Source organism: Candidatus Xiphinematobacter sp. (genome assembly GCA_016766635.1).
Lineage (GTDB): Bacteria > Verrucomicrobiota > Verrucomicrobiia > Chthoniobacterales > Xiphinematobacteraceae > Xiphinematobacter.
Genome location: CP068473.1, coordinates 573,356 through 593,787, shown reverse-complemented (window position 1 = coordinate 593,787; position 20,432 = coordinate 573,356). Strand labels below are relative to the sequence as shown.

At 48.9% G+C, this 20,432-nt stretch carries 15 protein-coding genes and 1 tRNA gene; 6 read left to right on the top strand and 10 right to left on the bottom strand.

Translation table 11 applies throughout. The features are described from left to right. Window positions 1–265: 265 nt before the first annotated feature. Complete coding sequence (locus JMM79_02580; GenBank protein ID QQY08125.1) at window positions 266–751, top strand: polymer-forming cytoskeletal protein; 486 nt, start codon at window positions 266–268, stop codon at window positions 749–751. A 329-nt stretch (window positions 752–1,080) separates the two neighbouring features. On the opposite strand, the gene JMM79_02575 is transcribed toward JMM79_02580, so the two are convergent. Continuing rightward, window positions 1,081–2,256: a family 10 glycosylhydrolase gene (locus JMM79_02575; GenBank protein QQY08124.1), complete on the bottom strand. Its 1,176-nt coding sequence runs from the start codon at window positions 2,254–2,256 to the stop codon at window positions 1,081–1,083. A 160-nt stretch (window positions 2,257–2,416) separates the two neighbouring features. Here JMM79_02575 and JMM79_02570 point away from each other — a divergent pair, with 160 nt between their 5' ends. From JMM79_02570 to JMM79_02550, 5 genes are all read left to right on the top strand, one after another. Beyond that, the gene (locus tag JMM79_02570) at window positions 2,417–3,442 is read left to right on the top strand and encodes an aldo/keto reductase (protein QQY08761.1); all 1,026 of its coding nucleotides are present in this window, start codon (window positions 2,417–2,419) and stop codon (window positions 3,440–3,442) included. Continuing rightward, window positions 3,439–4,167 carry an HAD-IA family hydrolase gene (locus tag JMM79_02565; GenBank protein ID QQY08123.1) on the top strand — a complete coding sequence of 243 codons (729 nt, stop codon included), beginning with the start codon at window positions 3,439–3,441 and terminating at the stop codon, window positions 4,165–4,167. The genes JMM79_02570 and JMM79_02565 overlap by 4 nt, the downstream gene beginning before the upstream one ends. Window positions 4,168–4,289: 122 nt before the next feature. Next, window positions 4,290–5,030 carry a TlyA family RNA methyltransferase gene (locus JMM79_02560; GenBank protein QQY08122.1) on the top strand — a complete coding sequence of 247 codons (741 nt, stop codon included), beginning with the start codon at window positions 4,290–4,292 and terminating at the stop codon, window positions 5,028–5,030. Further along, window positions 5,027–5,890 (top strand): NAD(+)/NADH kinase, encoded by an 864-nt coding sequence (locus JMM79_02555; protein ID QQY08121.1) that lies wholly within the window; start codon window positions 5,027–5,029, stop codon window positions 5,888–5,890. The genes JMM79_02560 and JMM79_02555 overlap by 4 nt, the downstream gene beginning before the upstream one ends. Window positions 5,891–5,982: 92 nt before the next feature. Then, window positions 5,983–7,323, top strand: a complete 1,341-nt coding sequence (locus tag JMM79_02550; protein ID QQY08120.1) for a CCA tRNA nucleotidyltransferase — start codon at window positions 5,983–5,985, stop codon at window positions 7,321–7,323. Window positions 7,324–7,402: 79 nt separating this feature from the next. Here the strand turns inward: JMM79_02550 and JMM79_02545 are convergent. The 9 genes from JMM79_02545 to rpoC form a co-directional block, all read right to left on the bottom strand. After that, window positions 7,403–7,474: transfer RNA gene (locus tag JMM79_02545), tRNA-Val, on the bottom strand. Beyond that, entirely contained in the window at window positions 7,465–8,595 is a 1,131-nt protein-coding gene (locus JMM79_02540) for an Lrp/AsnC family transcriptional regulator (protein ID QQY08119.1), read from the bottom strand. Before JMM79_02540 ends, JMM79_02545 begins: the two co-directional genes overlap by 10 nt. Before the next feature lie 64 nt (window positions 8,596–8,659). Continuing rightward, window positions 8,660–9,784 (bottom strand): citrate synthase, encoded by a 1,125-nt coding sequence (locus JMM79_02535; GenBank protein QQY08118.1) that lies wholly within the window; start codon window positions 9,782–9,784, stop codon window positions 8,660–8,662. A 114-nt stretch (window positions 9,785–9,898) separates the two neighbouring features. Next, entirely contained in the window at window positions 9,899–10,777 is an 879-nt protein-coding gene (gene sucD, locus JMM79_02530; protein QQY08117.1) for a succinate--CoA ligase subunit alpha, read from the bottom strand. A 55-nt stretch (window positions 10,778–10,832) separates the two neighbouring features. Continuing rightward, a complete protein-coding gene (gene sucC, locus JMM79_02525; GenBank protein ID QQY08116.1) occupies window positions 10,833–12,035 on the bottom strand; it encodes an ADP-forming succinate--CoA ligase subunit beta in 1,203 nt (400 codons plus the stop codon). A 1,214-nt stretch (window positions 12,036–13,249) separates the two neighbouring features. Then, on the bottom strand, window positions 13,250–14,653 hold the full coding sequence (gene pyk, locus JMM79_02520; protein ID QQY08115.1) for a pyruvate kinase: 1,404 nt from the start codon (window positions 14,651–14,653) through the stop codon (window positions 13,250–13,252). Between the two features lie 181 nt (window positions 14,654–14,834). Continuing rightward, window positions 14,835–15,452 (bottom strand): translation elongation factor Ts, encoded by a 618-nt coding sequence (gene tsf / locus JMM79_02515; GenBank protein ID QQY08114.1) that lies wholly within the window; start codon window positions 15,450–15,452, stop codon window positions 14,835–14,837. Window positions 15,453–15,508: 56 nt separating this feature from the next. After that, a complete protein-coding gene (gene rpsB, locus JMM79_02510; protein QQY08760.1) occupies window positions 15,509–16,231 on the bottom strand; it encodes a 30S ribosomal protein S2 in 723 nt (240 codons plus the stop codon). A 26-nt stretch (window positions 16,232–16,257) separates the two neighbouring features. After that, complete coding sequence (gene rpoC, locus JMM79_02505) at window positions 16,258–20,424, bottom strand: DNA-directed RNA polymerase subunit beta' (GenBank protein QQY08113.1); 4,167 nt, start codon at window positions 20,422–20,424, stop codon at window positions 16,258–16,260. Window positions 20,425–20,432 lie beyond the last annotated feature (8 nt).

Here is a 20,432-nt window from a genome sequence, read left to right as displayed (position 1 = left end):
ATTCGACAGCAAGCACATAGGATGCAAGCTGAACAGGTTTACTGTGCCCGACAGGCTCACCTCTCGGTGCTTCCCTCACACCATTTTTTCTGAGGGGGCTTTGCTTTGCGAAAAACCAAAAGGATAAAAAAGGAAAGGATCCACAAAAACACTGAGAAACCAAGCGAAGGACTCCCTCTCGCCACAGCCCCGCCAGAGCCGTCTCCAGAAAGGCAGCAAATAAAAGCAATTGACACCCAAGCCCCCCTCACAATGATATGGCGACATGAATCTCAACAGCCTCGCCACCGACGTAAAAGACCCCATCCACCAAACGAAGAAAAACATACTCACTAGCGAGGTAGAAATCAAGGGCACCCTTCACTTTAAAGGTGAGCTAATCTTTGATGGAAAAATTGAAGGTGAAATTGTTTCAGAAGGAGATCTGATTCTAGGAAAAAATTCTTTCATCAAAGGCGAGGTAAGAGTCAAAGCAGCCATCATCCATGGGACTGTAATGGGAAATATCACTGTAACTGAGAAATGCGAACTGAAGTCCAGTTCTCAGCTCACCGGTGATCTCGTAGCCGCGCGCATGCAGATCGAAGAGGGGGCCACATTTGTAGGGAAATCGGAAGTGAGTCCTAATAAGTCTAGGAAGCCCACTGAGAAATCTGGGAAAAGTGTCGAAAAACTGGCAGAGAGATCTGCAGATCTCCCCAGAGCTATCGCCGCTAACGCTTCCCACACAACTACAAGACTCGCGTCGTAAAACTGGTCATCCTCTTTGATCCAAGATCCCTAGTGCGATTCCCGCAACCCATCCTACAGCAAGAGCGAGTTTTCACTGCCTTACTGTGTACACCAACGAAACACCATATGCACTTCACCGTTGGTAACTATCATGTCTTCTGTTTAGTATCAGGACTTTCTCACCCAGTTCCGGCCTTCTCATGCGAAGCGCCTGAGCTTTTTTGTGGAGGCTCCCTGTCGTTTTTATTCGCGTCATCTTTTCTGCGCCACCTGCCCCCTCATATTCCCTCATATTCTGTCTCGTGCACTGCGATTTACAATTGTGACTGTGAGACTGGTCTCGATCCTCTATTCATGAATGACGATGGAGGAAATCCCCTTAACGTCTATTACCAGTTGGTGCAAGCGCCATAGGATAAATCCACCCTCTCCCCTTGGGCGTGTAGCCTTTTCAAGGCGCATTTGTAGCGCAATTTCTGATACTGGCCAGCCATTTCTCTGTGTTAAGCGCTCCAGGGTGATCCCAGGATAGACGGGGATCCCACGGGGATTCACTTTTGGGCTACGCCACCACTTTAGTAATGCACTAAAACTCCTTGGGCTACCTTCCTCCCAGTATAGCTGGGGGGCAATGTAGTCTACCCACCCGCGGCACATCCAAAGGACTGGATCCGCATATAAACAGTTCAGTTGATCCAAATCCGTCGATACCGTAGGTGGGCTGCCCTTAGTATAGATACCAAATGGGCTAATGCCGAACTTCATGCCAGGCCGCTCTTGGCGAATGAGCACGCTCAGCTTATACACTAGCATGTTGACGTTGTGGCGGCGCCAGTCTCCGACTCCCAGCTGCCCTCCCGAGGTACGATAAGATAGATAGGCACGAGCGTCAGGAAAGGGAGCAGGAGACCAGCTTGGGTATGGGTAAAAGTAGTCGTCCATGTGGATTCCTGCCAGGTCATAGCGGGAAATAAGGTCTTTCACTACTCTCAGTACATGATCTCTAGCTGCGACGCTGGATGGATCCATCCAAAGAAAATTGCCTATTCGTCTTATGCAAGGTGCTAGGGATCGACTAACATGTTTTCTATCGAACGAGTTTGTCGCGTTGGTTGCTACTCGGTAGGGATTAATCCACGCGTGGACAGCAATACCCCGAAGTTTAGCTTCTTTGATGAAGGCTTGAAGCGGGTCGAATCCTGGAGTACGTCCTTGTTTACCGGTCAAGAATCGGCTCCATGGTTCAATAGATGAAGGGTACAGAGCATCACCTTCCGAACGCACTTGTACAAAGATATTGTTTAAGCGGCAGCGTGCGGCTACCTTCACAAGGTGGCGGATTTCTCTGAGCTGCTCAATCGGCGTCATGTTCTTGCGGGAAGGAAAATCCAGATTATAGACCGAAGGAATCCAAGCCCCACGCATTTCAGTAGCCCATGATAGACCGGGACCGTGTGGGGACACGCCTTGGAACAAGATACAGTGCACCATCCCAGTGACGCAAAGCTTCCAAAACAGATGCATACATGACCAGTAAGGCTGGCTGACGCCTAGGAAGAACTTTACCCCTGTGCGGCAGAAATTGGTTGCAGTTTTCAAAAAAGTCAAAAAAAGTGTGCGGCGATCCTTGGCTGGAAGATTCTGGCTTGCAGACGTCCCGTTTCAGCTTAGACTCTTAGGCGTTATGAAATATCGCAAGCTCCCTAGTGGGCTCCGGGTAAGCGAGATTGGCTTTGGGATGTGGACTGTCTCTACAGGTTGGTGGGGTAATTACTCTGACCGGGAGGCCGTGCGGCTTCTTCGAGAAGCTTTCGATCTCGGGATTACTCTTTTCGACGCGGCTGACACTTATGGAAATGGCAGGAGTGAAAACCTCATTCGGCAAGCATTTGGGGCGGAACGTGAGCAAATCGTCATTGCTACCAAGATAGGTTACAATTTCCTTGAACATGGGAATGAACGCCGTGGACAGCGTGAAATCCCGCAGGATTTTAGTGTCGAAGCCATTCGGCAAGCCACGGATGCCGCACTTTGCCGTCTGGGTACAGAAACCATTGATATTCTACAGCTGCATAATATCCACATGGAACAAGTTCATGATGATGCGCTATGGGAAACGCTGGAGGGTTTGCGTTCCCAAGGGAAAATTCGACTCTATGGTGTCTCCCTCGGGCCAGCTATTGGATGGCTGGCAGAGGGCGTCCTGGCGGTCCAGCGCCGTAACCCGGCTGTGCTCCAGCATATCTACAATATCTTGGAGCAGTATCCAGGTACTGTTATTCACCAGGCAGCTCGAGAAAAGAATGCTCAAACTCGTTTTTTTATTCGTGTCCCCCACTCCTCTGGTATGTTAGAGGGGCACTACACAGAAGAAACTGTATTCCAACCTGATGATCACCGGAGTCATCGTCCTAGGAGTTGGCTCGTTAATGGAGTCAAAAAGGTAGAGCAGCTACGCTTTCTAGAGGTGGCGAACCGTACTCTTGCTCAAGCTGCTCTTCTCTGGTTGTTAGCAGAGGACCTAGTTGCCTCTACCCTACCCAACATTTATAATACCGAGCAGCTGCGTGAATTCGCCACCGCCCCAGACTCTCCTCCCCTTACCGCAGAGGAGTTAGAATGTATTCGAAATCTCTCCACCAATAACTTTGGCTTAGAACCAGAGCCAGTGCATTTTAAAGGGACAATGGAAACCATTCCTGTAGCTTGAAGCAGTTTGCTAGGTTAGTCCACAGGGGAATCTGCCACAGGTGGCCCCGTCGCTCTTCCGATGTTCGAATCCCGAGCAGTCCAAAGCTTCTAGTTTTTGACTTCGATGGTACTATCGCCGATACCTTCCAAGCTAGTCTTTGCATTTTTAACGAGATGGCTGCTGAGTTTGGGTACCGTCCGATCCTGAGTGGCGAAGTTGAGATTGCGAGAGAGATGAGTGCCCGCCAACTCATGAAGTACTTGGGCATTTCCACGGTACACCTGCCAAAGATTTCTCTAAGAGGATTTCAGCTACTTTATTCCCGAATTGAGAACATCCTTCCTATCCGTGGTATGCCGGAACTCTTGCACGAGCTTCGGGATCGAGGTATCCCCATGGGAATCCTCACATCCAACTCTGGGGAAAACGTGCGTACCTTTCTTCATCGCAACCGTTTGGAAATTTTCTCATTCACTCACAGCTCATCCCACCTCTTTGGAAAGGGGCACGAAATCAAAACTATCCTCCGTCGCAACCAATTGTCTGCTCAGGAAATCATCTTTGTTGGGGATGAAACTCGTGATGTAGAGGCCGCTCAGCAGGCAAAAGTTCCCATAATCGCGGTTGGCTGGGGATATAGTAGCTATAGGGTATTAAAAGCAAGCAATCCACAGGCTACCATTGAGTGTCCAAGGCGTCTGCTAGAATTTCTTCCTCCGCATAGGGATTTTCTATCTCCCTGATTTTTTGTCCAGAAGTGTAGGGCAAGGCTTAACTGTCTCTTTTGCCGAATCTCACCATTCCAACGCTGCGGGCGCCATTCTACCTCTCCCCCAGGATGTTGGTCAATTTCATCTATCTATGTATGAGGCGTCTTCGTTTGGATTCTCTCCTTGTCAAGCGTGGCCTTTTTGAGTCTAAAGAAAAAGCCCAGCGTGCCATTCTAGCTGGAGATGTACAAACAGAAGGATTCCTTCCAGTTAACATCAAACCAGGTGCGCTCGTTTCCTCAGATGCAACTATAAGCATCAAGACCCGCCAGCGTTATGTGAGTCGCGGGGGAGGGAAGTTGGAGCATGCCCTCAACTATTTTGCGATAGATACCAGCGGTAAAGTCTGCATGGACATAGGTTCCTCAACAGGAGGATTTACTGACTGTCTCTTAAAACGTAACGCTCGGTTGGTTCATGCTGTCGATGTAGGACGGGGTCAGCTCCATTGGAGCTTGCGAAAAGATCCCCGTGTTATTACCCACGAGGGGATCAATGTGCGCTACCTAAAGTGTTCCGACTTCGCAGACATTGCTGAGGTCGTTGTAGTGGATGTCAGCTTCATATCCCTGACATTAATTTTGTTGCCGCTGCTCGGGATACTCACCCCGACAGGTCACGTGATCGTTCTGATCAAGCCACAGTTCGAATTAAACAAGGGGCGAGTAGGAAAGGGTGGTATTGTCCGTGATCCGGCGGCTCACCGGGAAGCCGTAGAGAGGATTCACACTTTCGTTACAGGATTTTGTCATGCTCGATGGAGAGGAATAACAGAATCCCCTATTGCTGGCAGAAAAGGTAATAAGGAATTTTTTGCCCACTTTTGTCCGGCATGATTGGTCTTATTGCTCACATCTCCAAACCGGAGGCGAAGTCATTTTCGCTTATCCAGCGGTTTGTAGAAAACCTGAGAGGAGTTGGGATCAAGCTTTTACTAGAAGAATCCGCAGCCACCGTCATGGGGGAAAAAAGCCATAGCAGTACAGAAAAGATTTCCAGGTGTGAGCTTGTCGTTGTATTCGGAGGAGATGGAACCATCCTGCGAGCTGTCCATCGCATGACACCTCATTTTCCTCCAATATTTGGAATTAACACTGGGTCCTTAGGGTTTCTCACTTGCCTTGGACCACAAGAAATTGGTCGAGCCATTGAGTGCATCATTTGCCGGAGCTTTGTGCTCAGCTATCGTTCGATGCTGTCCCTGGAGATTGAAAGTAAGATCGTTTCACGGCCCACTTTTAATGGGATTGGATTGAACGACATTGTAATCAGCAGAGGATCTCGTTCTCAACTTGTACGCCTCACGGTACTTATCAACAATAATGTGCTAACCAATTACTATGCGGACGGTCTAATCATCGCCACCCCAACTGGTTCTACTGCGTATTCCCTTGCGGCCGGAGGTCCGATTCTCATGCCAGAATCTGGCGTGTTTGTTATTACTCCCATTTGTCCTCATGTATTAACTAACCGATCTACCGTAGTCAGTGATCATTCAGTAATTGAAGTTCGCCTCCTTATTCCAGAACAGGAGATAAATGTCACAATTGACGGACAGACTACCCACCGGATGTCTCCCGGAGAAACGCTCCGTCTTTCCAAGGCCCATACGGCCCTTCCGTTGGCTATGCTTCCAGAAAGGGATTTCTCTCAGATACTTAGTCAGAAATTAAAATGGAGCGGTAGCAATCTGTAAATCTGGGAGCCAAGTTCTAATCAGTTTCTTAAGTTTCTTTATAGAGCCTTTATCTTGTTATAAAATGGAGGGCGGCATAGTTCCCTCGTTCCATGAGCATTCCTGAACAACGTTCACAACACCTTCGACAACTCGCCACTGGGATCGTTTCGAGACTGCGGCACGCCGGTCACATAGCCCTCTTCGCAGGGGGATGTGTCCGCGATCAGCTCCTCAGAACCCCCCCGCACGACTACGACATTGCTACTGACGCCCATCCTGATCAAGTGCGACTTCTCTTTGAGAAAACGCTACCCATAGGGGCTCAATTTGGAGTTATGCTAGTCGTCGAGCAGGGCAATCCGTTTCAAGTGGCTACCTTTCGCGCAGAGAGGGACTATGTAGACCATCGCCATCCTAAGGAAATTTCCTTTGGAACTCCCGAACAAGATGCTTTCCGAAGAGATTTTACTGTAAACGGACTTTTTGAGGACCCTTTCGATGGGACTATTTTTGATTATGTCGGGGGACGGGCAGACCTGGAAAAGGGGATAATTCGTTGCATCGGAAATGCGACAGACCGTCTTGAGGAGGATCGCCTGCGCGTCATGCGCGCTATACGCCTTGCGGCAACTTTGGACTTCCAGATTCATCCAAACACGTGGGAAGCATTAAATGGTTGCTCCTCCAACCTCAATGAGATCAGTGCTGAACGTATCCGTGAAGAATTTAACCGAATTCTGCTTTCCCCAAGACGAATACAAGGCTTCGATCTGTTAGATGAAAGTGACGTACTCAGGACTCTTCTCCCTGAAGTGGAAGCCCTAAAAGGCTGTAAACAGCCTCCAGAGTTCCATCCAGAAGGGGATGTTTTCACCCACACGCGTCTAACGCTTGCCTCTCTCCGCGCGTGGGCACCACTCCATCTAGTCTTGGCTACCCTTTTTCACGACATCGGAAAGCCAGGCACCGCGCACGAGGACCAAGCTGGCCGCATACGCTTTAATACTCACGAGAAACTTGGTGCTGAAATAACCCTGAAAATCATGAAACGCCTGCGTTATTCCAACACAGAAATTGAGATCACGCAAACTCTTATCCGAAACCATATGGCCTTTAAAGATGTGCAAAACATGCGTCCCTCTACGCTAAAACGTTTTCTCGCACGACAAAATTTCGAGGATGAGTTGGAACTCCATCGCGTAGATTGCTTGAGCAGTCATGGTTCACTCAGCAACTATGAATTCCTTATCGCAAAGCGCGCAGAGTTCTCTCATGCACCTCTTGTACCCACTGCACTGATTAGTGGTAAAGATCTCCTTACTCTTGACTGGAAGCCAGGCCCCCAGTTTAAAACGGCGCTGGAGGTTGCCTATAATGCTCAACTTGAGGGTCTTCTTTCTTCCAAAGAAGAAGCTATCGCTTTTGTATTGGAAAAATTTCCAAATCCATAAAGTAAGGCTCCATCCTGACGGATATCGTCCTACCCCCAGAAGTTCTTTCAGAGAAGCTACATAGCCTTCCTCCTTTCCTTAGGCGGTGGGGGTCTCGAACCCCCGACCTACTGGGTGTAAACCAGTCGCTCTACCACTGAGCTAACCGCCTGCCAAAGCAGAGAAATCAGGGGGTTGATACATTTTCTCCACCCAACTAGCATGGATAAACGGTGAAATTTCAGATGGCTTAATCTCACTACGACCCCCCCAAAATATATTGGTGTAATGGACAGGAATACTCATAGACTGTAAGTGTTGATCAATAGACACCTTGTGGGCAAGTAATGTCTCCTTATGCGTACCATGTGCTACGGCCATGATATTCACGTTATTAAACTCTGGACCAGCCTCTCTCCAGTAACAATGAGTGAGAATTTCGTGACGTCCTACCTCAGCCCCGGCTCTTTCTTCAAACCCTGTAGGGACCGCCCAGTGGAAGAGGGCATTAAAACGGGTAACACGCTTACCACTCATGGAAGGTTTGACATGCTCAAGAAATGTAGAAAATCGTCCGATAAGCTTGCGTGATGCTAAAGACTCAGCTATCCGGAAAAAATCTTCTGCTTTTAGATCCAGTTGGCAAATCCTCCCTTCCCAGGCGGGTTCGCAAATTTCTTCGGGAGAAAATTCTTGCTTCAGAGCTAAGAGCACTTTCCACTCCAGTGGAGTAACAGGAGATGCGGAAGTCACCAACATCTTTGCAGGTCTGGCAGACTTGTCACCGGGCCGGATTGACTTGCGGCGTACGTGCCCGACACCGAGGGTAAAGATCCCCCGGGCTCGCATGAGTCGAAAGCCCTCCGCACCCGTCCTGCGTAAGAGAATCTGACAGTGAGATTCTAACGATCCACCAAGAGGAACCTTTAGCGTTGTCCAGAGTCGATAGGACCCACCCGGAGTTCCTGCGTCGGCGGAACGGATAACAACATGACCCGAGAATGGGTCCTCTTGGAACATAAAATCAAAGGCAGAATCCAACTTCTCCGCAGGTACTTTCCAAGCCACAAGGGCCCCTTCTGCTACGCGATTGGCAAGTAAAGTCTGACGTACTCTACGAACGGTACCCACCCTCAGCATGGTTTGAATTCTCTCTAGCACAACAGCCAAATCTACACCGCTGCGAAGAGAAATTTCTCTAAACGGCTCCCTGAAAAATCCAGAAATTTGATCCTCAGAGACTTCTAAAATCTGAGCATTTATTGGATCATCGTGATCGGCTGGTATAAGCATCTCCTGCAGTCTTGTAGGATAAACGGGACAACCCTCAGAAATTCACGTACCTTCCTTGCAGCTGTCAGCGTTGATTGATGGGCTTTACCCTTTTCCCTAGGACTGGTCCTGTGTATTCGCTTAGTGGCCGGTAGAGCCGGTTATCCGCAAGCTGCTCCAGAATATGAGCTGTCCAACCAGCTGTACGTGCAATAGTGAAGACGGGGGTAAACATGTCGGTTGGGATACCAAGGGAATAGTAGACGGTAGCCGAATAAAAATCAACGTTAGCATGAAGACCCTTCTTCGCCTTCATGATAGCGGCAATACGCTCAGACATTTGGATCCACTTCTGCTCGCCTAGCCGATTGCAAAGTTTAAGAGCCATTCTCCGTAAATGTGGGGCACGGGGATCCAGCGTACGGTAAACGCGGTGTCCAATACCCATAATTCTCTTTTTCTGAGCAAGGCGCTCCCCAACCCAATCATCCACTCGGTCCAGGCTCTCGATTTCGAGGAGCATGTGAATGACGCCCTCATTGGCTCCTCCGTGAAGAGGTCCCTTGAGAGTTCCAATAGCGGAGGTGATAGCAGAGTAAATATCACTCAAGGTAGAAATGGTGACGCGTGCAGAGAAAGTGGAAGCGTTCATTCCGTGGTCAGCATGGAGCAAGAAGGCAAGGTCCAATGTATTTGCTACCTCAGCCGAAGGCTCTTCTGCGTTGAGCAAATAAAGAAAGTGAGCAGCCTCTCCAAGATCCTCACGAATTGAAGGTAAACTTTTACCTTGGCGGGCACGGTGAAAATAGGCAGCTATGATCGCTACCTTAGCTGTGATATTAACAGCCCGCTTCCGATCTGCTTCTGCACCAGTTCCCTCCACCCTATCATATAGCCCCATCATTGATATTCCTGTTCGAAGTATATCCATAGGATTAGCATCTTTTGGCGCCCCCATAATAAAGCTTAGAACCCCTTCTGGTAACCTGCGACAATGACTTAAATCGGCCTTTAGGTGATCAAGTTCGTCTTGGTCAGGCAATTTTCCATGCCAAAGCAAATATACCACTTCCTCGTAACTAACCTTACCGGCTAGCTCATTGATGTCATATCCCCCATAGATCAGAACACCCTCTTCTCCCCGCACATCACTGATAGCGGTACTGTTTGCAATGATTCCTTCTAGCCCTTTTGCAGTGGTAATTGCCATAGCAATGCTAGGATAATAACCTCATTATTTATAGTACAGTTCCTTCGCTTGTCACGAAGAGCCAACAGAGTAGAAAGAGACACGGGTTTTGCAACATACGGACGTTAAACGCTACTACTTAGCCTCTAAGGCTTGGATCACAGTCTTTGCGATATCCGCTGGAGATCTGGCTATATGAAAACCAGCCTCTTCTAAGGCCTCTATCTTACTCTGCGCGGTCCCCTTACCGCTAGAAATAATGGCTCCGGCATGCCCCATGCGACGCCCAGCCGGGGCAGTTGCACCAGCAACAAATGCAGCAAGCGGTTTTCTGCCATGTTCCTTCGCCCATGCAGCGGCTTGCTCCTCTGCCGTACCCCCAATCTCTCCGACGAGAACAATTCCTTGTGTCTCTGGGTCGTCGTGTAACATTTTAAGAGCCTCTAGATGTGAAGTTCCCTGGACAGGATCGCCTCCGACACCAATGCACGTGCTTTGCCCGTAACCACGTTCTGTTAATTGCCAAACAGCCTCATAAGTTAGGGTCCCAGAGCGGGAGATGATTCCGATGGAGCCCGGCCTATGGATATAGCCTGGCATGATACCGATCTTACATTGCCCAGGCGTTATAACGCCTGGGCAGTTAGGCCCAATTAGCCGACATTCCTTTTCCTGCAGTACTGCCATTACGCGTACCATGTCCATAGTAGGAATGCCCTCAGTAATACAGACAATAAGACCCACCCCTGCCGCAGCCGCCTCTAGAACTGCATCGGCAGCGAACGGGCCAGGCACGAAGATCATTGTGGCGTCGCATCCAGTCTCCTTCCGTGCCTCCTCTACGGTATCAAATATTGGCACTATAGAGTCAAAGGTCCCTCCCCCACGCCCTGGCGTTACCCCAGCTACAACGTTAGTCCCATATTCTATGCAACTACGTGTATGAAAGGAACCAGATCTTCCAGTAATCCCCTGCACCAGCAGGCGAGTACTCTTATTAATCAAGACCGCCATACTACTTTTCTCCTCCTAATAAGGATTCCATAGTTCTCCACGCTACTCTTCCCAACTACCTACAACAACAGAGAGGATTTTTGGCTGCAGCCACTGCCTTCTGGGCAGCATCAGCCAAATCGTCCGCAGCAATGATAGGCAGGCGGGACTCTACAAGCAATTTTTTTCCAAGCTCCTCATTAGTGCCCTCCAATCTTACAATAAGAGGCACAGGCAAGCTTACTATGCGGACAGCGTTAAGAATTCCCTGAGCGATAACATCGCATCTCATGATACCACCAAAAATGTTTACCAGGATTGCCTTGACACCTTCGTCGCTGAGAAGAATCTTGAAGGCTGCTGTCACTTGTTCTTCACTTGCGCTACCGCCGACATCGAGAAAATTAGCGGGGTTGCCCCCATAATACTTGATAATGTCCATCGTCGCCATGGCTAGCCCTGCACCATTTACTAGGCAAGCGACACTTCCATCTAGCCTAACATAGTTTAGATCAAACCTAGAGGCTTCAGCTTCGTGGAAGTCTTCCTCCGAAAGATCGCGTAGAGCCGTAACATCTGGATGCCGAAAAAGTGCATTATCATCGAAACTGCACTTTGCATCCAGGGCCAGCACTCTACCATCCGCCGCTAATATAAGTGGATTAACTTCTGCAAGGGAACAATCGAGGGAAACAAAAAAGTCAAAAAGTCGGAGAAAGAGAGTAGCGGCTTCGGCAATCTTCGAGTGTTGAAAACCAAGCCGATACGCTAAATTTCGTGCCTGGTAAGCCTGCAAACCCATCAGGGGGTGCACAGCCTCGCAGAGAATTTTTCCAGAAGATTTCTCAACTATATTTTCGATTTCTACTCCCCCTTCTTGGCTAGCAACTAAGAGTGGAATACTTGCCTCACGATCCACAACAATTGCGAAATAGTATTCCCTCTTGATCTCTATGCTTTCAGCTATAAGTACTTGATGGACAATCTGTCCTTCCGATCCAGTCTGACAAGTAATGAGGGTATTGCCTAACATTTGAGAAGCCGCTTTAACAACCTGCTCTATTGAATTGCAAAGGTGGACTCCACTGAGCAATCCATTTGCAAATACACCCTTTCCCCGTCCTCCTGCGTGAATTTGCGCCTTAACAACAAAGCGATGCACACCTAATTCAGTGGCAACTTTACGTGCCTGGTTCGGGGTAGACGCTGGAGCCCCTCTAGGGACGGCTACTTGGAATTTCTCAAACAACTGTTTAGCTTGATATTCGTGGATATTCATTCTTTAAAAGCTGGTGGGGTAGTTAGGATGGGTGGAGTCCGGCTGTGGAGAAGTTGCTGCCACCAAAATCCTAACTTTTTTGCTAGACCTTCCCTTCTGCGTAAGGCGCCACTCTCTCCCAGTTTTTATCTGGAGTCATCCTTTTTATTTGTGCCCTTTTGTTTGGCACTAAGTCTTTCCCCTCTTAAGCAATTATCTTGCCAATCTTGAGAATTAGGCCGCCATCCATTCCTTGTTGGTTATTCATGTTGTTGATTCAGCCCAGCTAGGCGGTGTCAAGCCTCTCCAGTAGAGGGGTATCCGTAACAAGCAGTTTGCGCTGGCACCAGGAGTTGTGTGTCGCCTAACCATATGAAGAAACTACGTTTACCGTTGGTCATCGCTTCATGGCTGCGGAAAGAACTAAGGAGGGCCGGAGCCACAAGCACCAGGCAGCGCCTGGTGCCACTATCAACGTTACCATAGGAAGCGCAACTCGCATAAAGGGTACACTGCCAGGAAGAAAAAGCGGCCAAAAAGCTTGTGGAAGATACTCCGACCCAATTTGCATTTGGCTGTCATAACTGCAGGAAAAACTTTCATGCTATGCTAGACTTGGCTTGCCCGCCGGCGGCCTAATTTTAGGAGCATTAGGGAGCATAACGGAGGCTGCTAGAGCGATTCTTCGGGGAGGGGCCCCTTAGGCTTGGTCATTTTATCCCTCTTAAGCGGCGCGACGGGATTATGGGGGCCTTCGCCGTGTGTCCAAATGGGCAGACCAACCCTCGCTAGACCTTGCCTGTGACGTGAGTGGAGAAGATGCCCGAAATACCTGCAAATACACTGTACAACTTTGTGGATGAGAGAAGGGGCTTGGTGAAAGCGATGTATGGCAATCCGGAAGACTCAGCGATGATCGGCCCAAAGGTTGCCCCAGTGCGGCCTATTTCCTGGATGCTCTTTTGACTCAAAAATTGAAGCGATGGGATCGCAGCGAGATTGTAGGTGATACTCAAGCTCAGATCCATTTGAATGATGGGGGGCGCAAAGGGTAGCATTCACCTTTCCTCCCTGGCATAAGAGGGGATGGACCTATCGGCTTACCCCTGCCAATTGCAAAATTGCACTCATAAGAACTACGTAAGCTTTCCATGAGAGGAATACTTTCAGGAAAGCGAGGGATCTGCGTGCTTAAGAGTGGACATGATTCCTTTTTATCTGAGAAAAATGACCATCTAGAATACGGTCCTTAACTGAATAGAGTGGAAAGTATTTTCTCCCACTAGAAGGTCGCTAACGACTACAAGTTGGTCACCTTTTTGGATCAAGTTTCGCTGCTTGAGCAACGTCTCAGCATCTGTGACAGTACGCTCTGGGGAATTTGCGAATGGCATATGGATAGGAAAAACATTCCAGTCCAACATCAGCTGTCGTACCATTTCCTCATCGGGGGAAAAGGCAAACACGGAGGTTCCGGTCAACCGAAGACGGCTTACGCAATGGGCCATTGCACCGCGGCGCGTAAAAACGATCAGCTTTGAGTTAGGAAGAGAGTTGGCTAAGGCCACTGAGGATTTTATCAGCTCCTGCTTGCAGTCTACGGTGATTGTCTCCTGAACATGGAAGTTCTGATTGTCATTTTCGACCCGACGAGCAATTTGGTCAAAAGTGCGCACGCATTCCACTGGATACTTGCCTATGCTGGTTTCTCCACTCAGCATGATCGCGTCTACTTGTTCGAAAACGGCGTACGCGACATCTATAATCTCTGCACGAGTAGGAAAGGGATTCTTGATCATAGACTCTAGCATATGGGTGGCGACAATCACAGGTCGTCCAATCTGCAAGCAGCGTCTGGTAACGCTCCTCTGAATAATTGGAAGTTCCTCCATTGGACACTCAATACCAAGATCACCACGGGCTAACATGATAGCATCCGCTTCACGGATGATTTCATCAACAACCTGTACAGCATGCTGATCCTCAATCTTAGCAATGATAGAGGCAACGCTTCCATATTGTCGGAGGATTTTACGAAGCACCCGGATATCACTTGCTTCCCGGCAGAAACTGAGAGCAACAAAGTCCACTCCTATCTCCATGCCCAGCTTAATATCCGCAAGGTCCTTCTCGGTTAAGGGTGGCATGCTAACTCGAACACCCGGAAGATTGATATGTCTACGGGACCTTAAGATCCCAGGAGTTAGCACCTCACAATGTATCCTATTCTCTTGCTTTGAAAGCACTTTCATACGAATCACGCCATTATCTACAAGGAGGATACTTCCTATGGATACATCTTGGACTAGGCCACCATAGTTGACACTCACAGAGTGGACTGCTTTTCTGCTAGCGCCATGGACCGTAAATTCTACGGTGCTTCCTACCTTAAGATGGAGAGGACTACTTAGGTCTCCGGTGCGAATAGCAGGACCTTGAGTGTCGAGCAGAATACCGACCACTTTTCCCTTTTTGGCAGCAACCTTGCGAACGCTCTGAGCTACTTTGCATACCCAGTCATGAAGAGCATGGCTCATGTTGATCCTAAAAATGTTGCATCCGGTTTCAATCAGTTCGGAAATCTTTTTCTCGGAATCTGTTGCTGGTCCCAGGGTACAGACGATTTTTGTTTTGCGCATGGCTTTACTGGAGGGGAAATGCCACCGTGCTATCTATGCTGTTTTTGCTTTTTCTTAGTGTCGTAGTATGTGCGACGCATAGAAGGTGGCACTTCCCGAAACTGACGGCCCTTTCTCGCAAGCGCTCTCTCGCTCTGATCTTTTTTAAAGACACATCCTAAGAAGACCTAGAAGAGAAGTTCTACCTCTCGTTTTCTAGAGAAAGATCTTCACCGACTGCATAGCGGACAAAGCGGCGAATCACAACATTCTCTCCTAGTTTCGTAATCTGTTGATTCACAAGCTCTTGGATGGTAAGATCAGGCTCTTTTACAAAAGCTTGTTCAAGCAGACAAACCATGGAGTAAAATTTCTCCAATTTTCCTTCCACGATCTTCTCTACTACACGAGAAGGCTTGCCTTGAACCTGGACGGCGCAGACTCTGCGCTCATTCTCAACTATGTGAGCAGGAACCTCTCCCCGCCTCAGATAGATCGGATGCGATGCCGCAATATGTAACGTGATATCCTTTACAAACTTGCGAAAGGTTTCATTGTTGGCGACAAAGTCAGTCTCACAGTTGACTTCGACAAGCACTCCGACTTTCCCTTGCAGATGGATGTAGGACGCTACGAGGCCTTCCCGTGTCGTGTAAGAAGATCGCTTTTTAGCGAGCGAAATACCTCTTTCGCGAAGAAGGTCTGCTGCCTTAGTGATGTTCCCACTCACCTCAACCAGGGCACGCTTGCAGTCCATGATGCCTGCACCAGTCCTTTCACGGAGGTCTTTAACAAGTCTTGCGGTAACTACTTCTTTCATAAAGTCTTCCCATCAAGGTTGGACAAAAAGCTGGGCTGGCTGTATCTTCCTCGAATTTACCCGGCAACAGTGGAAGTCGATTCTATACTGTTTACCTTGCCTTGTGGCTGAGAGGCTTGGTACATAGCGTCCACTAGTATCTGCAAAATCATCCGGACTGAGCGGATGGCGTCATCATTGCCAGCAATAGGGTAGTCGATATAGGAAGGGTTACTATTAGTGTCCACAATAGCAACGACTGGAATGTGGAGGCGGTTGGCTTCGGAAATGGCAATTTTTTCACAGAGGGTGTCGATAACAACAACTGCATCGGGCAGAGTTTCCATTTCAGCGATCCCGCTGAGATTAGAATGCAGCTTAACGGCTTCCCGGTGGAGAGCAGAAGCCTCTTTCTTGTTCATTCGCGACCAACTGGTGCCTTGCTCTAGGGCTTCCAGTTTTTGCATACGGGCAACACTCTTCCGAATCGTTATCAGATTGGTCAATGTCCCACCCAACCATCGCTGGTTAACAAAAAACTGGCCAGTGGCAATGGCCGCTTCTTTCACAGCTTCTTGTGCCTGTTTTTTTGTCCCTACAAAAAGCACCCTGCCCCCTTTTTGCACTACCTGTCCTAAAAAAAGTGATGCCTGTGCCAACTGCTTAACCGTTTTTTCTAAGTCGATAATATAAATAGAGTTGCGTTCTTCTAAAATATAGTCGCGCATCCTGGGATGCCACCGTCTGGTCTGATGCCCATAGTGGACTCCTGCTTCCAGCAGTTCAGTCATAAGTTCCATCTTGGGTTGAGAGAGAGAGGAATCGATCATAGTGCTTCTTCGTAAGGAGTTTCTTCAGGTTCGATCCTGGTACCACCGTACCCGGTTGTTGGATGGAATGCAGTCTCTTCACCAAAATGAGCCTCTTCACCAAAATGGATAAGTTCAAGATCACGGTTAGCTTTAAAGCCGCTACCCGCTGGAATGAGGTGCCCCATAATAACATTCTCCTTAAACCCACGGAGAGAGTCCGTTTTACCCAGAGTGGCTGCTTCCGTAAGGATGCGGGTGGTGTCTTGAAAAGACGCCGCCGAAATAAAGCTGTCGGTCTCCAGGGAGGCTTTAGTAATTCCAAGTAAGACAGGAGAGGCTTCAGCCGGTTTTCCACCCTGTTCTATGACTGTGTCGTTTTCCTTTTTAAACTCTAGCCGGTCTACTTGATCGCCCCAAAGCAAAGAGGTATCACCAGGATCAGTGATCCTTACCTTGCGTAGCATTTGACGTACAATAATCTCAATATGCTTGTCATTAATTTCTACCCCCTGCAGTCGATAGACCTCCTGTACCTCATTGAGGAGATGCTCCTGTAGCTCCTGGGGACCACATACCTCTAACACTTCATGAGGAACAACAGGCCCCTCAGTCAATTGTTGTCCCTTTTTTACGAAATCCTCGTTAAAAACAATGATATGCTTGCTAAGTGGAATGAGGTGTTCCTCCTCCACACTCGATGCCTCATCCTTAATGATAAGACGTCGCCTTCCTCGAACTGTCCCACCAATTTCAACCGTGCCGTCTACCTTCGCAATCTCCGCAGCATCTTTCGGGCGGCGTGCCTCAAATAATTCGGCAACTCTTGGCAGTCCACCCGTAATGTCCTTGGTCTTAGCAATCTTTCGTGGGGTTTTTGCGAGTAACTGGCCGGCTTGGGCAATTCTTCCCTCCGCTACGGTGATGTGAGCTCCTGCCGGAATAGAATAACTAACGACTACCGCTGCCTGCTCATCCAGAATGACTATCTGGGGGTGGAGATCCTCCTTATGTTCGACTACCATCGTGCCCATAAGTCCAGTTGTTTCGTCCACCTGTTTACGAATGGTGACCCCAGGAATCATGTCCCGAAACTCAACACGTCCCGATTTCTCAGTAATAATTGGCACATTATAAGGATCCCACTGGATAAATGTCTTACCGCGTTTGACGAAAGATCCATCCGCTATCGAGATAACGGAACCAACCACAACGTTGTGACTTTCCAGTTCACGCCCATCCTTCTGGTGGATACTAACAGTGCCGTTCTTGTTCAGGACGATGAAGTTCTCTTCAAGGGAACGTACGGTACGCAGGTCGTTGAAACGCACCCAACCGTCATTCTTAGCCTTGATGATAGGCTGTTTAAACGTTTGGCTAGCAGTTCCGCCCACATGGAATGTCCGCATGGTGAGCTGAGTACCCGGTTCTCCAATGCTCTGAGCAGCAATGATGCCGACTGCCTCTCCGAGCTTCACTATGCTACCCGTGGCGAGATTTCTTCCGTAACATTTGGCACAAATTCCCTGTTTCGATTCACAAGTAAGCGCAGAGCGAATCCTAAGCTGTTCGACCCCCATGTTTTCCAAAGCGGTAGCAATCCCCTCCTCAAGGAGATCGCCAGAGCAAACCAAAATTTTTCCAGTCACCGGATCCTTAACAGCTTCGCAACTCGTGCGGCCTACAACGCGATTGCTTAGGCTGACCACTTCTTCGTCTCCTTCATAAATAGGACGCACGGTGATGCCGTTTGCCGTTTCACAATCGTGTGAAGTAACAATCACATCCTGGGCAGCATCAACAAGTTTGCGTGTAAGATAACCAGAATCAGCTGTTTTCAGGGCAGTATCTGCAAGTCCCTTACGCGCACCATGCGTCGAGATAAAGTATTCCAGTACAGTGAGCCCCTCACGAAAATTGGAGGTGATGGGACTTTCAATGATTTCTCCGGACGGTTTGGCCATGAGACCACGCATGCCAGCCAGCTGCTTGACCTGTGTGCGATTTCCACGCGCGCCGGAGTCCACCATCATGTAAACAGGGTTCATTTCGTGTCGACCTTCGTTGTGCTCTAATGTTCGGAAGAGAGCATTTGCAACCTCTTCTCCTGTATGAGTCCAGATGTCCTGCACTTTGTTTTTACGTTCACCATCCGTAATAACGCCACGATGGTACTGCTTTTCTACCTCGGCAACCTCTCTGTAAGCGCGCTCTAGGAGGGGAGTCTTCTCCCTCGGAATGATCATGTCCGTAATCCCGATCGAGATCCCAGCCTTGGTAGCAGCATAGAAGCCTACCTCTTTGAGACGATCAAGAGTTTCTACTGTCTTCTGATGGCCAGCTACCTTGTAGCAACACCAAATGATCTCGCTAAGCTGTTTCTTTCCAGCTACCTTATTGTAGAAACCAAGCTCCTGGGGCCAAATTTGGTTGAAAATTACACGGCCTGCAGTTGTCTCAATGACTTTTGCACTAAAATCCCCGTAGGAAGTCTTCTTACCAAAATCCGGGTTTTGAAGGCGGATTATAGCATGAATTTGGACCGCTCCTCTAGAAAGAGCTAACTCAACTTCAGCATGCCCTGCAAAAAGAGGCAGACGTCCCTTCCCTTCGAGGGCCGCATTTTGGCGTGGGCCCTGTGTAAGATAGTAGCATCCCAGCGGGATGTCTTGGGAGGGAGTTGTAATTGGCTTCCCACTAGAGGGAGAGAAAATGTTATTGGGGGCCAGCATGAGTAACCGGGCTTCCATCTGTGCCTCTATAGAAAGCGGCACATGGACTGCCATCTGGTCGCCGTCGAAGTCTGCATTGTAAGCGGCACAAACTAGTGGGTGGATCCGGATTGCCTCACCCTCGATGAGGATAGGCTCGAAGGCTTGGATAGAAAGGCGATGCAATGTGGGGGCACGGTTGAGGAGCACAGGATGTCCTCTGGTTACCTCATCTAAAATGTCCCACACTTCCGGAGTTTGGCGTTCAATCATCTTCTTGGCGCTACGTACGGTATGCACGTAACCCAATTCTTTCAGACGCCGAATAATAAAAGGCTCAAAGAGAACCAAGGCCATCTTCTTGGGGAGACCGCACTGATGAAGCTGCAATTCTGGCCCAATAACTATGACGGAGCGCCCTGAATAATCTACTCGCTTTCCTAGGAGATTTTGCCGAAAGCGACCCCCCTTCCCCTTCAGCATATCACTGAGGGACTTTAGTGGGCGATTTGCTGCCCCAGTAACAGCACGGCCGTGACGGCCATTATCAAATAAGGCATCTACCGCTTCCTGAAGCATCCGCTTCTCATTGCGAATGATTACCTCAGGAGTTTTGAGCTGCAAAAGCGTCTTCAGGCGGTTATTTCGATTGATGACACGACGGTAAAGATCGTTAAGATCCGAGGTTGCAAAGCGTCCCCCTTCCAGGGGAACTAACGGGCGTAGATCTGGAGGTATTACCGGCAACACATCCAAAACCATCCACTCGGGGCGCGTACGCGAGGCAGCAAATCCCTGCACAAGTTTCAAGCGTTTAGCAAGCTTTTTACGCAATTGTTTGCTTCTGGTACATGTCATCTGTTGCTCTATCTCATCACTCAACCTAATGAGTTCGACCTGTTCCAAAAGCCTCTGAATAGCCCCTGCACCCATGGCAGCACTGAACGTCTCACCGTAACGTTCCTCTATCTCAAGAAATTCCGCCTCGGTCAGTAACTGACAATGCTGTAAGTCGGTACTACCTGGGTCAATGACAATATAGTCCTCATAGTAAATCACCCGTTCTAATTGGCGGGAAGTCATATCTAACATTAGCCCAATACGTGAAGGCATACACTTATAGAACCAGATGTGCGAAACGGGGACAGCCAACTCAATGTGTCCCATACGCTCCCGACGTACTCTAGCAAGAGTAACTTCTACGCCGCAGCGATCACAAACCACCCCCTTATGTTTAATGCGTTTATACTTCCCGCAAGAGCATTCCCAATCCCGAGTGGGCCCAAATATTCTCTCGCAGAAGAGGCCTCCCTTTTCTGGTTTAAAGGTACGGTAATTAATGGTTTCAGGATTTTTAACCTCTCCTCTACTCCACCCGCGGACAGCCTCCGGGGAGGCAACGGTGATACTGACCTCTTCAAAGGCTTCCCCACGTGGATCGAAGAGGGCTTCACGAGAGGCAAATTCTTTCATAGCTTCTT

Excerpts from the sequence above, each read along its gene's own strand:
- JMM79_02580 (QQY08125.1), top strand. The coding sequence starts at position 266 with ATGAATCTCAACAGCCTCGCCACCGACGTAAAAGACCCCATCCACCAA.
- JMM79_02575 (QQY08124.1), bottom strand. The coding sequence starts at position 2,256 with ATGCATCTGTTTTGGAAGCTTTGCGTCACTGGGATGGTGCACTGTATC.
- JMM79_02570 (QQY08761.1), top strand. The coding sequence starts at position 2,417 with ATGAAATATCGCAAGCTCCCTAGTGGGCTCCGGGTAAGCGAGATTGGC.
- JMM79_02560 (QQY08122.1), top strand. The coding sequence starts at position 4,290 with ATGAGGCGTCTTCGTTTGGATTCTCTCCTTGTCAAGCGTGGCCTTTTT.
- JMM79_02555 (QQY08121.1), top strand. The coding sequence starts at position 5,027 with ATGATTGGTCTTATTGCTCACATCTCCAAACCGGAGGCGAAGTCATTT.
- JMM79_02550 (QQY08120.1), top strand. The coding sequence starts at position 5,983 with ATGAGCATTCCTGAACAACGTTCACAACACCTTCGACAACTCGCCACT.
- JMM79_02540 (QQY08119.1), bottom strand. The coding sequence starts at position 8,595 with ATGCTTATACCAGCCGATCACGATGATCCAATAAATGCTCAGATTTTA.
- JMM79_02535 (QQY08118.1), bottom strand. The coding sequence starts at position 9,784 with ATGGCAATTACCACTGCAAAAGGGCTAGAAGGAATCATTGCAAACAGT.
- sucD (QQY08117.1), bottom strand. The coding sequence starts at position 10,777 with ATGGCGGTCTTGATTAATAAGAGTACTCGCCTGCTGGTGCAGGGGATT.
- sucC (QQY08116.1), bottom strand. The coding sequence starts at position 12,035 with ATGAATATCCACGAATATCAAGCTAAACAGTTGTTTGAGAAATTCCAA.
- pyk (QQY08115.1), bottom strand. The coding sequence starts at position 14,653 with ATGCGCAAAACAAAAATCGTCTGTACCCTGGGACCAGCAACAGATTCC.
- tsf (QQY08114.1), bottom strand. The coding sequence starts at position 15,452 with ATGAAAGAAGTAGTTACCGCAAGACTTGTTAAAGACCTCCGTGAAAGG.
- rpsB (QQY08760.1), bottom strand. The coding sequence starts at position 16,231 with ATGGAACTTATGACTGAACTGCTGGAAGCAGGAGTCCACTATGGGCAT.
- rpoC (QQY08113.1), bottom strand. The coding sequence starts at position 20,424 with ATGAAAGAATTTGCCTCTCGTGAAGCCCTCTTCGATCCACGTGGGGAA.